Raw genomic sequence first — 12,386 nt, forward strand, 5'->3', positions numbered from 1 at the left:
CTCACCGTACAGGATCCAAAAAAATGGTCCGATTTGTCGTGTAGGACGCCGTCACGGTGTGTCATACGACCAGGCCGCCATCGACTTCGATCACCTGGCCGGTGACGAACCGGGACGCGTCGGAGAGCAGGAACGCGATCACGTCGGCGACGTCCGAGGGCTCGCCGAGGCGGCGCAGCGCGGTCGCGGCGACCCGCTCGGCGCGACCGGCCTCGTCGAGGGACTCGAGCATCTCGGTGGCGATGAACCCGGGGGCGACCGCGTTGACCCTGATGCCGGCCGGTCCGAGCTCCTTCGCCGCGGCGCGGGCGAACCCGGCGACGGCGGCCTTGGTCGCGCCGTAGACGACCTGACCGGCCGAGCCGGCGGTGCCCATGACGGAGGAGAGCAGGACGACCGAGGGTGCGGTGCCCCGGCGCAGCAGCTTGACCGCGCCGTTCACCGTGTACGTGGCGCCGACGGCGTTGACGGCGAACAGCCGCTCGATCGCGGCGTCGCCCATCATGCCGAGGAAGCCCGCCTCGTGGACGCCGGCGTTGACGACCAGGGCGTCGAGGCGGCGGTGGCGCTCGAAGACGAGCCGCAGGATGGCCTTGACGTCGGCGGCGTCGCTGACGTCGCCGTGCACGACGAGCGGCTCGATGCCGAAGTCGGCGGTGATCTCGTCGGCCGTGGTCTTGGCCGACCCTTCGCGCATGCCGTGCAGGACGAGTTGGTAGCCCTCAGTAGCGAGCTTGCGCGCGACGGCCCGGCCGATCCCGCGCGAGGAGCCCGTGACGAGAGCGACCCTGCCCTCAGCCGGAGAACTCAACGTCGTGCTTTCCGAGGATCTCGACGGCCTTGCCGAAGGAGCTGAGGTCGATCACCTCATCGGTGTCGATCATCACGTCGAAGGTGTCCTCGATCTCGCCGACCAGGGAGAGATGCGCCAGCGAGTCCCATTTCTCGATGCCCCGGTATTCAAGCTTGTCGACGTCGTAGTCCTCCGGCAGTGCCAGTGCGGTGCGGAAGGCGACACGAAGACGATCGAGGTTGCTCATCAGCTCAAGGTCCTGTTCGATCGGGTAAGCGGCTGGCGTCCGCGAGCGAGTGTACCGTTGGCCGGTCTTTCAATGCCCACACGCCCGCCCACGGGAGGAACCACGGTGCTGCGCGAAGCCGACGATTCGGACGTCGAGACCATCCGGCGCTGGCGCAATCACCCGAAGACGCGCGGCGCCAGCATCTACACAGCGTTTATCACACCGGAGGGTCACGCTCAGTGGTGGGCGAAGGTCCAGTCCGACCCGTCCCGCCGGGTGCTGATCTTCTCGTACAAGGGCAATGACTGCGGCGTGGTCACCTTCAACGACCACGACGAGGCGGCCGGGACCGCCGAGTGGGGGTTCTTCCTCGACGTCGACGGTCTCGAGGAGCGCGGTGAGCTGCTGCCGGCGTGGATGGAGCTGGAGAAGGCCGCCGTCGCGTACGCGTTCGACGAGATGAAGCTCACGTCCGTCGGTGGCCGCACCCTGGCGTGGAACAAGCAGGTGATCGCCCTGCACCGCCGCTTCGGCTTCAGGGAAGTGCCGGAGCGGGAGTACACCACCGAGATCGACGGCGTGGACCAGCTGGTCGTCTGGACCGAGAAGTCGCTCTAGCACGCGGGCAGGCGGCCGGGGGCCATCCGCTCCTCGGGGTCCAGGGCGAGCTTCAGCCGGACGGACGCGTCGCAGAGCCGGGCCGGACCGTAGGTCTCCACGAGCTCGCGCAGGTCGGCGGGGGCGCGCAGCAGCGTGCACCCGCCCCCGCCGCGGGCCATGAGCACCGTCCGGGCGGCGTTGAGCATGCCCGCGAGCCGGTCCGCCGAGGTCGTGGCGGGCAGGGCCACGTGCGCGATGCCGGCGCCGACCGAGCCGCGGACCGGCACCGGCATGCCGGCGGCGTCGCGCAGGGCGTAGACGACGGCGAAGAGTTCACTGGGCTGACCCCAGATCTTCAGCGCCACGTCGTCGGAGTCGAAGGGGTAACGGCCCCACCACTCCGGCGGCGCGGGCTCGACCGAGGCGCCGCCGCCGAGTAGGTGCGCGGCGGCCTCGGCCCGGGCGGCGCTGCCGGCGCGGCTGCCTTCGAACAGCGCGGCGAGCTCGGCGGGGCGCCCGGCGCCGCCGGGCAGGTCGGCCTCGATCGCCGCGGCGCCGAGCGACGAGGAGACCAGCGCCTCCGTGAGCTGGTGCACCTCGCGCGGGGTCGACACCGGCCGCACGACCCAGGCCCGCGCGGTCGGCATCGGCTCGAGCCGGACCGTCGCCTCCGTGATGACGCCGAGGGTGCCGAACGAGCCGCAGATCTGCCTGGCCAGGTCGTGCCCGTCGAGGTGCCGCTCCAGGCTGCCCTCGTCGAGCGCGACCCGCACGCCGGCGACCAGGTCGCGCGGCGTGCCGAACCTGTGGCGCAGCGGGCCCGCCTCGTTGGTGGCGAGGACCCCGCCGAGGGTCGCGCCGGGCGACGCGACGTCGAGCGCGATCCGCTGACCCGACCGCAGCAGGTGCGCCCGCAGCGCCCGCATCGGGGTGCCGGCGGCGACGGTCGCGACGAGCTCGTCCGGGGCGTGGTCGAGCACACCCGACATGCGGCCGAGGTCGATCAGGACGTCGACGTGCGCGGGCGGGAGTCCCCAGTCGAGCTTGGTGCCGGCGCCGGACGGCACGACCGACAGCCCGGCGGCGGCCGCGGCGCGCAGCACGCCGGAGACCTCCTCGGCGCTGCCGGGCGCGACCACCCAGCCGGCCGGCACGCCGTCCACCCTGTCGGCGGGTCCGGCCTCCCACACGTGCTCCGGCCCGCACGCCTCCGCCAGCACTTCGATCACGCTCACCGCAGCCCACGCTTCCCTGTTCACGACCCAGCGCCAGCTGGACCGTCCGACGAGACGACCACACGGGGAAGTGCTCGCCGGCGGGATTCGCGGCAGCCAGGACCCGCCGGTCAGGGCGTGATCCAGGCTTTCCCAACGACGCGTTCAAATATGTTCGAGGACGCGGACGATGCACATGATGCACCGAGCGACATCGAACATGTGTTCGAAAGCGTAGTGGGTCCCTACTTCAGTCGCAACTGCTTCCGCAGGAAGGCCACCCGGTCGGTGACAGCGGCCTCGAAGCCGACGAGATCGTGACCGGTGTCGTAGTCCTTGCGCTCCTTGGGTCCGGCCACGCCGTTCATCAGCTCGGTGCGCTCGCCTTCCGGGACGACGGTGTCCTGCTTGCCGAACTGCAGCAGCATCGGCTTGCGGCCGGTCACCTGGGTGTACGGCGGCGCGTCGAAGCGCGACAATGCGTCCAGGTACGCGTGCCAGTCCTTCGGCACCGGATTGCGGACCATCCACCGGGAGATCCGGCTGGTCCCCGACGCCAGGGCGCTCGCCGTGATGCGGGAGTCGATGCCGTACAGGACGGCACCCATGGCCGCGCCCCAGCTGTGGCCGGCGAACCCGGCTCGCGACCCGTCGCAGTCCGAGCGGCGGATCAGCAGGTCGTACGCGCGGCGCAGCGCCACCACGGAGTCGACCACCACCTTGCTGTCGGCGACCGGGTCGCCCGACGGCTTGAGCGGCAGCTCCGGCACGCACACCAGCGCCCCCAGCCGGGCGAGCGCCATCCCCTCCTTGAGCAGGGTGTCGCGGTCGCCGTCGCTGCCGTGCGCGTACACCACCGCGGGCAGGCGGCCGGTGAACTTCTCCGGACCCAGCACGTAGGCCGGGATCTCCTCGCGACCCCTCGTGTCGGAGAACGTGATGTCCTCCAGGATCACGCCGTCGCCCGTCCGCTTGTCGGTCAGCTGGGCGTTGAGCGTCGCCTTGGAGTCGTACGAGTAGAGCTTCTTCAGCTCTGCGATCGGCACGGCGGCGGGCACGTACGCCGAGGGGTCGAACGTGGGGGACGGCTGGACCGCGCCGGAGGAGCCCGGCGCCGCGCCGCCCTTCACGTCAGGTGTATCCGACTCCCCGGCGCACGCTTGGACCAGCATCGCTGCCAGTCCCGCCACCCCGATGTGCAACACCCCGCGACGCCGCACCGCACTCCTCCATGGGCTCGCCCGAACTTCGAGACCATGACGGTACCGGCGTCGCTTTCTCCTACATGACAGACTGTCGAGTTCGCCCCCCGGTTGCGTTTTCCGCCCGGTGTCTCTCGGGTGTTTTTGAGGGGTCGAGGCGCCGGAAAGTGTCGGGGGGTACGGGTAACGTCTTGGGCGTGACTACAGGTGTGACGGGCGTTCAGCCGCCGACGGCGAAGCAGGTTCCGCACGAGCGGACGCACCACGGCGACACCGTGGTCGACGAGTTCTTCTGGCTGCAGGACAAGGAAGACCCAGACACGGTCGCCTATCTCGAGGCGGAGAACGCGTTCACCACCGCGGCGACCGCGCACCTGGAGAGCCTGCGCGAGACGGCGTTCAGCGAGATCAAGTCCCGCACCAAGGAGACCGACCTCTCGGTGCCGACCCGCAAGGGCGGCTTCTGGTATTACACGCGCACCGAAGAGGGCAAGCAGTATGGCATCCACTGCCGGGTCCCGGTGGAGGCCGGCCAGGCCGCCCCGCCCGACCTCGGCGACGGCGGCGCCCTGCCCGGCGAGCACGTCCTCCTCGACGGCAACGCCCTCGCGGGCGACTCGGAGTTCTTCGCCCTGGGCACGTTCGACATCAGCCCTGACAGCCGCCTCCTGGCCTACAGCACCGACTTCGCCGGCGACGAGCGCTTCACGCTGCGCGTCAAGGACCTCGACACGGGCGAGCTGCTGCCCGACACCGTCGAGGGCGCGTTCTACGGCTCGGCCTGGTCCGCCGACGGCTCCACGCTCTTCTACATCACCATCGACGAGGCGTGGCGGCCGAACAAGATCTGGCGGCACGCCATGGGCACCGACTCCTCCGCCGACGTGGTGGTCCACGAGGAGACCGACGAGCGCTTCTGGGTCGGCGTCGACCTGACCCGCTCCGAGCGCTTCATCCTCATCGACATCCACAGCAAGGTCACCAGCGAGGTCCTGGTCATCCCGGCCGACGCGCCGACCAGCCCGCCGCAGTCGATCGCGCCGCGCCGGCAGGGCGTGGAGTATTCGGTGGAGCACCACGGTCACCGGTTCCTGATCCTGCACAACGACGGCGCGGAGGACTTCGCCCTGTCGTACACGTCCGCCGACGCGCCCGGCGCCTGGACGACGCTCATCGAGCACGAGCCCGGCACCCGGCTGCTCGGCGTCGACGCGTTCTCCGGCCACCTGGTCGTCTCGCTGCGCCGCGACGGGCTCACCGGCATCCGGGTCGTGCCGCTGCAGGGCGCCGCCTCCTACGACATCGCCTTCCCCGAGCCGATCTACTCCGCGGGCCCCGAGGCCAACCTCGAATACGACACCACCTCGTTCCGCCTGCACTATGTCTCGCTGGTCACGCCCGACTCGGTCTTCGACTGCAACCTCGACAGCGGCGAGCTGACCCTGCGCAAGCAGAAGCCGGTCCTGGGCGAGTTCGACCCGTCCCGCTACGAGCAGCACCGCGAGTGGGCCCTCGCCGAGGACGGCACCCGCGTCCCGATCTCCATCGTGGCCCGGACCGGCACTCCCCGCGACGGCTCGGCACCCGCCGTCCTGTATGGCTACGGCTCCTACGAGGCGTCGATGGACCCGTGGTTCTCCATCCCGCGCCTGTCCCTGCTCGACCGCGGCGTCGTCTTCGCCGTCGCCCACATCCGCGGCGGCGGCGAGATGGGCCGCCGCTGGTATGACGAGGGCAAGCTGCTCGCGAAGCGGAACACCTTCACCGACTTCGTCGCCTGCGCCGAGCACCTGGTCAAGGCCGGCTGGACGTCGTCGGACAAGCTCGTCGCCCGTGGCGGCTCCGCCGGCGGCCTGCTCATGGGCGCCGTGGCCAACATCGCCCCGGAGGCGTTCGCGGGCATCGTCGCCCAGGTCCCGTTCGTCGACGCCCTCAACACCATCCTCGACCCGTCGCTCCCGCTGACCGTCACCGAGTGGGAGGAGTGGGGCAACCCGCTCGCCGACCCCGAGGTGTACGCGTACATGAAGTCCTACACCCCCTACGAGAACCTGTCGGCCCGCCCGTATCCGGCGATCCTGGCCGTGACCAGCCTCAACGACACCCGCGTCCTCTACCACGAGCCGGCCAAGTGGGTGGCCCGCCTGCGCAGCCTCTCGCCCGACTCCGACGTCCTGCTCAAGACCGAGATGGGCGCCGGCCACGGCGGCCCGAGCGGCCGCTACGACGCCTGGCGCGAGGAGGCGTTCATCACCGCCTGGGTCCTGGACCGCGTAGGCCTGGCCTGACCGCCTGCCCAGCGCTTTCTTCGTCGGCCCGCCTCGCACCCGGGGCGGGCACGGCCGGCCGTCGGTCGCCGCTGGGCAGGTCGCCGCACCCGCCCAGCGGCGGGCCTGGGTCACGCTTTCGCAGGCCAGGTGGGCAGGCCGGCCCTGCGCCCGATCGCAGGCCAGGTGGTCAGGCGGGCCGGCCTGCGCCCGCCCGATCGCTGGTCAGGGGGCGGCTTGCGCTCGATCGCTGGTCAGGCGGGCCGGCCTGCGCCTGACTCATCCGGCCGAGCGGATGGGCACGTCCTGCTGTGCAGGAGAGGGCGGCCGCGCCTGGCTTCTCCGGAAGATCCGACTTTTCGGGCAGGACAGTCGGGAGCACGCGCCGGGTGAGCCGCGCCTGGCCGTCCGGTAGGACAGCGGGCAAACCCAGTCCGTCAGCGGACCGGGTCGCGGACCTTGATCTGGACCGTCCGGCCTGGCAGGCGTCACGCCGGTCATGTCCGTTGCGGCGGCGGCCCGGTCCGCTGTGGTCCGGCCGGTTGCTGTGCCGTTGCGTCGCGTTCGGAATCCGCCCGCTGCATCAGGTGCACCGCCGGTGCCAGGTGATTCGGGTGTGCTGGCCGATGCCGCCGGATCGAGAGTGGCGCGACGCCTCCGGACGACCGCAGCATTGCCGCCCGCCGAACTCGGCCGCCAGCCTCCCGAACGCATGGAACCTCACCCGCCGGCAACACCTTCGCGCGATGCCGCAAGATCGAGGGACGGATCTGGCCGTCCCCGTGACCCGTTCCATCCTTCGATCACCGTGCCGGTGGGCACTGTGGTGTTGCGGCGGTGCTTGGTGTCCGTTCGGCTTGATCGAGAGACAGTTCTGGCTGTGATCGCGACCGGATCCGCCTTTTGATCACCGCGCCGGCGGGCGGCCCCGGTTGCCGTGGGTTCAATCGTGGCGCTGTCTTGAACTTGGGTGCGGTGCTTCCGGGCGCGTGAGCCTCGGGCCGCAAGGTCGAAGGGTGGATCGGGCCGTCATCGTGACCCGTTCCATCCTTCGATCACCGTGTTGCGGAGGGGTTAGCGGCGGAAGGCCCAGAGCTTGCTGAGCTGGTAGTTGATCAGGGGGGCGACGACGATCAGGATCGCCTGGGAGATGAGGACGGGGATGTGGAAGACCTCGACGAGGAGGGGGAGGCCGAGCATGGTGAACGCGAGGGCCCACAGGCAGACCACGTAGAACTTCAGGAAACCCGAGATGATCGGGCCCTTCGACTGGAAGACGAAGTGGCGCTGCAGCGGGTAGGTGCAGACGGCGCAGATGAAGTTGGCGATGATCGTGGGCACCAGGTAGTGCAAGTGGTCGCGGGTCAGCAGGTAGACGGCCGCGAAGCTGACGTAGTAGGTGACCGCGGAGACGCCGCCGACGCCGAGGTAGCGGATGCGGCGGTCGTTGTAGAGCAGGATCGCGGTGCGGACGAGCCAGGAGTGGTGGGAAGCGGCGGGCTCGGCCGAGGAGGAGGCGCCGGGGCGTGATCCGAGGTCGAGGGCCTCGGGGAGGCGGGCGTCGCGGGCGTCGGGGACCGCCGGTGGCGTGCTGCCCCGCGCCGCCAGGCTGAGAGCGTCGGGGAGGGCGGGGCCGCCGTCCATGGTTTCGGTCATCCGCGCGGGTTGTAGGACTCGACCGCGGTGACGACCAGGTCGATGTCGGCCTCGGACATGCCGCCGTACAGCGGCAGGCGCAGCAGCCGGTCGGCGACGTCCTCGGTGACGGGGCAGCCGCCGGGGCCGGTGCGGCCGAACTTCACGCCGGCCGGGGCGAAGTGCAGCGGCTGGTAGTGGAAGGTGCCCAGGACGCCGTGGCCGAGGAGGTGCTTGAGCATCCCCTGGCGGCTCTCGAGGTCAGGCAGGAGCAGGTAGTACAGGTGGGCCGGCTGCGAACGGTCGCCGGGGACCGTCGGCTGGGTGACGCCGTGCTCGGCGGCCCAGGTGGCCAGGCGCTGGTGGTAGCTGTCCCAGATGTGGGAGCGCCGGCGCTGGATGTCGGTGAACTGCTCCAGCTGCGCGGTGAGGAACGCGGCGAGCAGGTCCGACGGCAGGTAGGACGAGCCGATGTCGATCCAGCGATACTTGTCGACCATGCCGCGGAAGAACTGGCCGCGGTTGGTGCCCTTCTCGCGGATGATCTCGGCGCGCTCGAAGTAGGTGTCGTCGTTGAAGATGAGGGCGCCGCCCTCGCCGCACTGCACGTTCTTCGTCTCGTGGAAGCTCTGGGTCGCCATCGCGCCGATGGAGCCGAGCTTGCGGCCACGGTACGTGCCGCCGATGCCGTGCGCGTTGTCCTCGATGACCACGAGGCCGTGCCGCTGGGCGATCGCCTCGATCTCGTCCATCTCGACGGCGACGCCGGCGTAGTGCACGACGACGATCGCCTTGGTGCGCGGGGTGACGGCGGCCTCGACCAGGCGCTCGTCGAGGTTGAGCGTGTCGGGGCGGCAGTCGACGAAGACCGGCACGGCGCCGCGGAGCGCGTAGGCGTTGGCGGTCGAGCAGAACGTGAACGACGGCACGATGACCTCGTCGCCCGGCTCCAGGTCCAGCAGCAGCGCGGTCATGTCCAGCGCGTGCGTGCAGGAGGTGGTCAGCAATGAGTGCTTGGCGCCGAGGATCTCGGTGAGCAGCGCGCTCGCACGCTTCGTGTAGGGCCCGTCACCGGTGAGCGGCCCATTCGTCATTGCCTGCTGGATGTACCCGGTCTCGGCACCCGTCAGATAGGCCTTGTTGAATGGGACGGCGAGCTGGTTCGTGGGGGTCACTGCTGGAGCCTACCTAATGGTGTGTGGTCATGCCGACGGCAGTTCATACACCACGGCGACCCCCGACCGGTAACGTTCGGTAGCGAAGGTCGACAGCTGTGGTGAAACGTTGTTCTGGCTTTCGTCAACGAACAGCCAGCGTACCCCGTAGCGGTCGCGCAGGATGCCCACCGTTTGGGGTGACGGACTGCTGAACGCTGCGTCATTGTCCGCGAGGATCTCGGGGCGCCAGTAGGGGATGGATCCGACCCACATGCCGAGCCGCTCGGCCTGGACGTGGGCGGTCGTGGTGAAGCCCCAGCCCTCGACGAGCATGCGCCGCTCGCTGTACGCCGTCATCGAGAAGTGCAGATCCGAGCACTCCTTGTTCCACAGCTGGCAGTGCGCGTTGGTGGCGACGAGGTCGTCGGGGTCGGAGTGGTCGCGCAGCCAGCGGCCGGCCTCCAGGACGCCCTTGGAGACGATGACCTCACCCTTGGCGTTCACGACGTTCTTCCAGCCGGCGTGGTTGGAGTCCCAGAGGACCTGGTAGTAGTTCTGGAACGTCGTGTTGATCGCGAAACCCGCGAGCAGGGCGACGACCAGGGCGACCGTCATGCCCCGCAGCGCCGGCAGCCGGCGCCGGGCGAGCAGCAGCGCGACCGCGACGACGACCGCGGCGGTCGCGAGCGCCGCGTAGGGCAGGACGACGGCGCGAGTCAGCGCCGCCTCGGAGCCGGTGCTGTGGACGGTCGGCACGTCGGTGCGGCCGGCGCGGATGACGACCTGGGTGATCGCCATGCCGAGCACGACGAAGCCGATCAGCGCTCCCGCGCGGCGGACGGTCATCCGCCCGGCGGGCAGCAGCGCGTGGAGGCCGACGATCGCGGCGACGGCGAGGTACGGCCGGCCGCCCTCGACGAAGAACCGCTGGCTGTCGCCGGACTGGCCGGTCAGGAGCGTGGCGGCGGCGCCGGCGACGCCGACCCCGATCATGGCCACGACCGCCGGCTCAGGCAGGCGGCGGCGCACCAGGCCGGCGAGCCCGCCCCAGATGCACACCCAGCAGAAGATGAGCAGGACGCCCAGGACGAGCTTGTCCCGGTAGCCGGTGGTGCCCGCGAGGGCGCCGGCGACGAGCGCGGTGAACGGCTTGAGCTCGGTGCCCTGGCTGGTGCCGCCGAAGAGCACGAGCTGCGCGAAGACCAGCCCGCCGAACGTGATGCCGAGGCCGGTCAGGGCGCCGCGGTGCAGGGTGCGGTGGAAGACCAGCTCGACGGCGACGACCAGCAGCAGCCCGCAGAACAGCAGCGGCAGGTAGATCGCCTTGGCGCCCATCACCCCGCACAGCAGGAGGGTGAAGAGGATCCAGCCGCGCGGGTCGCGCCACTGCCGGGCCGGGGCCCGGAGCCGGTCGACGAGCACGATCATCAGCGGCACCATGAGCAGCGCGCCGAAGGTCTGGGTCGGCCCGGTCCACACGGTGAGCTTCAGCGACGAGCCGTCCTCCAGCGAGCTGAACGCGAGGTTCACGAAGAAGTCCCAGGCCACCCAGTTGTACGGGGTGGGTGACAGCGCGAACAGGGTCAGCACGCTCGCCGCGACGCCGCTCCACCAGCCGCCGGTCACCTTGCGGGCCAGGACGGCGACGAGCACGGCGAACGCCATCAGCATCGGCAGCACCGACAGCCGCAGCAGCAGGACCTGCGGCTCGATCCCCGTCACCCAGCTGGACGCGGCCATCTCGGGATAGACGAACCAGTGGTAGTAGAGCGGCTCGTCGGTGATCCACGGGACCACCATCGGCATGTGGTGCTTCGCCTCGCCGAGGAGCGCGAGGTGGAAGGTGGAGTCGGTGTCGGGCGTCGAGTTGTACGGGTAGCGCAGCCCGTACTGGCGGTAGAACTTGAAGCTCCACAACAGCGTCATGCCGGCGATCAGCGTGAGCGCCCAGCGCCACAGCAGCGGCGGCACCGGGGCGTCGGCGGCGGTCCGCCAGTACCGGCGCAGCGACGGCACCAGCAGAAACACCGCCACCGTGCCGATCGGCCAGGCGAGCACCAGCAGCGGCAGTCCGAGCAGCCGGGCGCCGATGTAGACGAAGACCTCGCCGACGTAGCCGAGGGCGAGGCCGGCCGCGACGTCGGCGACGAAGAACCCGCCGCCGCGGTGGAGGAGGCGCCACCACAGCGTGCCCGGCAGCGCGATGCCGGCCGCCAGGTACAGCGTGAACACGGCCGTGGTCGCGGGCGGGACCTCGAAGAACCACAGGGTCGCGACCGTGACCAGCCACAGCAGCCCGGCGGGCAGCCAGCCGGACGTCAGGACGCTGGGCCACCGGCCGCGGTCCGGGCCGGGGGAACTGCTCGGCAAGGGCGCGGCGGGTGCGGTGGCTTCGGTCGGCGTCTGCACGGTCTTGAGCCCCCCGAGACAATGGCGTTTGGCGCTGAGCAGGTTACCTGACGGTTCCGGTCAGGTGTGGCCTGCCGGAACGCCCATCATGCACCCCGTAATCCCACCCACCACCCTGTGCGACCGCGGTGAAGCCGACCGTGGCGGGCAACAGGATCGGCGTCTTGAAGGCGACGTCCACGGTGTACGAGTCGGGCAGGCGCCCCTCCAGCGCGGCGAGGCAACGGGCCTTCGTCCACATGCCGTGCGCGATCGTGCGGGGAAAGCCGAACACCTTCGCCAGCAGGCGCGAGGTGTGGATCGGGTTGCGGTCGCCGGACACGGCCGCGTAGTCGGTGCCCACCCGCCGCGGCACCCGCCACACGGCGTTCGGCGCCGGCGGCTCGGCGGCCGGACGGGGGGCAGCCGCCGAGGCTCCCGAGCCGGTCCGGCGGAGGTAGGTGGACGTGTCCGAAAAGACCGGATCCCCGTCGATCGTCGCCGTCGTGACGACGTCCAGCTGGGTGCCGCGGTCGTGCGGTCGCAGCGCGCCGGCTCGTACAGACACCGAGAACGCGGCGGAGGAGGGCAGCGGACGCAAGAGCTCGATCCGGTTCGCCACGTGGACCAGTCCGAGCACCGGAAACGGGAAGTCCGGCGCGGTCATCAGCGCCATGGCCAGGGGAAACGCGACGGCGTGCAGGTAGGTGGCGGGCAGCTCGTCGCGGAGCCGGAAGCCGCAAACCCGGTTGTACTGCGCCAGGTGCGCCCGGTCGACGGTGACGGCCTCGACCGTGAGCTCGCGCTCCGGCAGCACAGGATCGGCGGCGACCGCACGCCGTAGCGCCGCGGCGCGGTACAGGGGGCCCAGGCGGGGCATCCGGTCGAGCGGAGCCGGCAT

At 70.7% G+C, this 12,386-nt stretch carries 10 protein-coding genes; 2 read left to right on the forward strand and 8 right to left on the reverse strand.

Going from position 1 to position 12,386, the window contains the following annotated elements:
* Positions 1 to 61: 61 nt before the first annotated feature.
* Positions 62 to 811: an SDR family NAD(P)-dependent oxidoreductase gene (locus tag AB0I21_RS35830; protein ID WP_360567908.1), complete on the reverse strand. Its 750-nt coding sequence runs from the start codon at positions 809 to 811 to the stop codon at positions 62 to 64.
* Positions 795 to 1,040, reverse strand: coding sequence for an acyl carrier protein (locus AB0I21_RS35835; RefSeq protein ID WP_344501182.1), 246 nt, complete (start codon positions 1,038 to 1,040; stop codon positions 795 to 797). Before AB0I21_RS35835 ends, AB0I21_RS35830 begins: the two co-directional genes overlap by 17 nt.
* A 105-nt stretch (positions 1,041 to 1,145) precedes the next feature.
* On the opposite strand from AB0I21_RS35835, the gene AB0I21_RS35840 reads away from it, so the two are divergent.
* Positions 1,146 to 1,640, forward strand: a complete 495-nt coding sequence (locus AB0I21_RS35840; protein WP_360567910.1) for a GNAT family N-acetyltransferase — start codon at positions 1,146 to 1,148, stop codon at positions 1,638 to 1,640.
* Here AB0I21_RS35840 and AB0I21_RS35845 read toward each other — a convergent pair.
* Together AB0I21_RS35845 and AB0I21_RS35850 are read right to left on the reverse strand one after the other, a co-directional pair.
* Positions 1,637 to 2,857 carry an FAD-binding oxidoreductase gene (locus AB0I21_RS35845; RefSeq protein WP_360567911.1) on the reverse strand — a complete coding sequence of 407 codons (1,221 nt, stop codon included), beginning with the start codon at positions 2,855 to 2,857 and terminating at the stop codon, positions 1,637 to 1,639. The genes AB0I21_RS35840 and AB0I21_RS35845 overlap by 4 nt on opposite strands.
* Before the next feature lie 224 nt (positions 2,858 to 3,081).
* Complete coding sequence (locus AB0I21_RS35850) at positions 3,082 to 4,008, reverse strand: hypothetical protein (RefSeq protein ID WP_360567913.1); 927 nt, start codon at positions 4,006 to 4,008, stop codon at positions 3,082 to 3,084.
* A gap of 239 nt (positions 4,009 to 4,247) precedes the next feature.
* Here AB0I21_RS35850 and AB0I21_RS35855 point away from each other — a divergent pair, with 239 nt between their 5' ends.
* On the forward strand, positions 4,248 to 6,326 hold the full coding sequence (locus tag AB0I21_RS35855) for a S9 family peptidase (RefSeq protein WP_360567940.1): 2,079 nt from the start codon (positions 4,248 to 4,250) through the stop codon (positions 6,324 to 6,326).
* A gap of 1,053 nt (positions 6,327 to 7,379) precedes the next feature.
* Here the strand turns inward: AB0I21_RS35855 and AB0I21_RS35860 are convergent.
* Genes AB0I21_RS35860 through AB0I21_RS35875 form a run of 4 tightly spaced genes read right to left on the reverse strand, consistent with a single transcriptional unit; the run spans position 7,380 to position 12,386 of the window.
* Positions 7,380 to 7,961, reverse strand: a complete 582-nt coding sequence (locus tag AB0I21_RS35860; protein ID WP_360567915.1) for a GtrA family protein — start codon at positions 7,959 to 7,961, stop codon at positions 7,380 to 7,382.
* Positions 7,958 to 9,115 carry a dTDP-4-amino-4,6-dideoxygalactose transaminase gene (gene rffA, locus AB0I21_RS35865; protein ID WP_344501187.1) on the reverse strand — a complete coding sequence of 386 codons (1,158 nt, stop codon included), beginning with the start codon at positions 9,113 to 9,115 and terminating at the stop codon, positions 7,958 to 7,960. The genes AB0I21_RS35860 and rffA overlap by 4 nt, the downstream gene beginning before the upstream one ends.
* Positions 9,116 to 9,142: 27 nt before the next feature.
* The gene (locus AB0I21_RS35870) at positions 9,143 to 11,506 is read right to left on the reverse strand and encodes a hypothetical protein (protein ID WP_360567916.1); all 2,364 of its coding nucleotides are present in this window, start codon (positions 11,504 to 11,506) and stop codon (positions 9,143 to 9,145) included.
* Between the two features lie 43 nt (positions 11,507 to 11,549).
* A complete protein-coding gene (locus AB0I21_RS35875; RefSeq protein WP_360567918.1) occupies positions 11,550 to 12,386 on the reverse strand; it encodes a MaoC/PaaZ C-terminal domain-containing protein in 837 nt (278 codons plus the stop codon).

Source organism: Dactylosporangium sp. NPDC050588, from assembly GCF_040654975.1.
GTDB lineage: Bacteria > Actinomycetota > Actinomycetes > Mycobacteriales > Micromonosporaceae > Dactylosporangium > Dactylosporangium maewongense.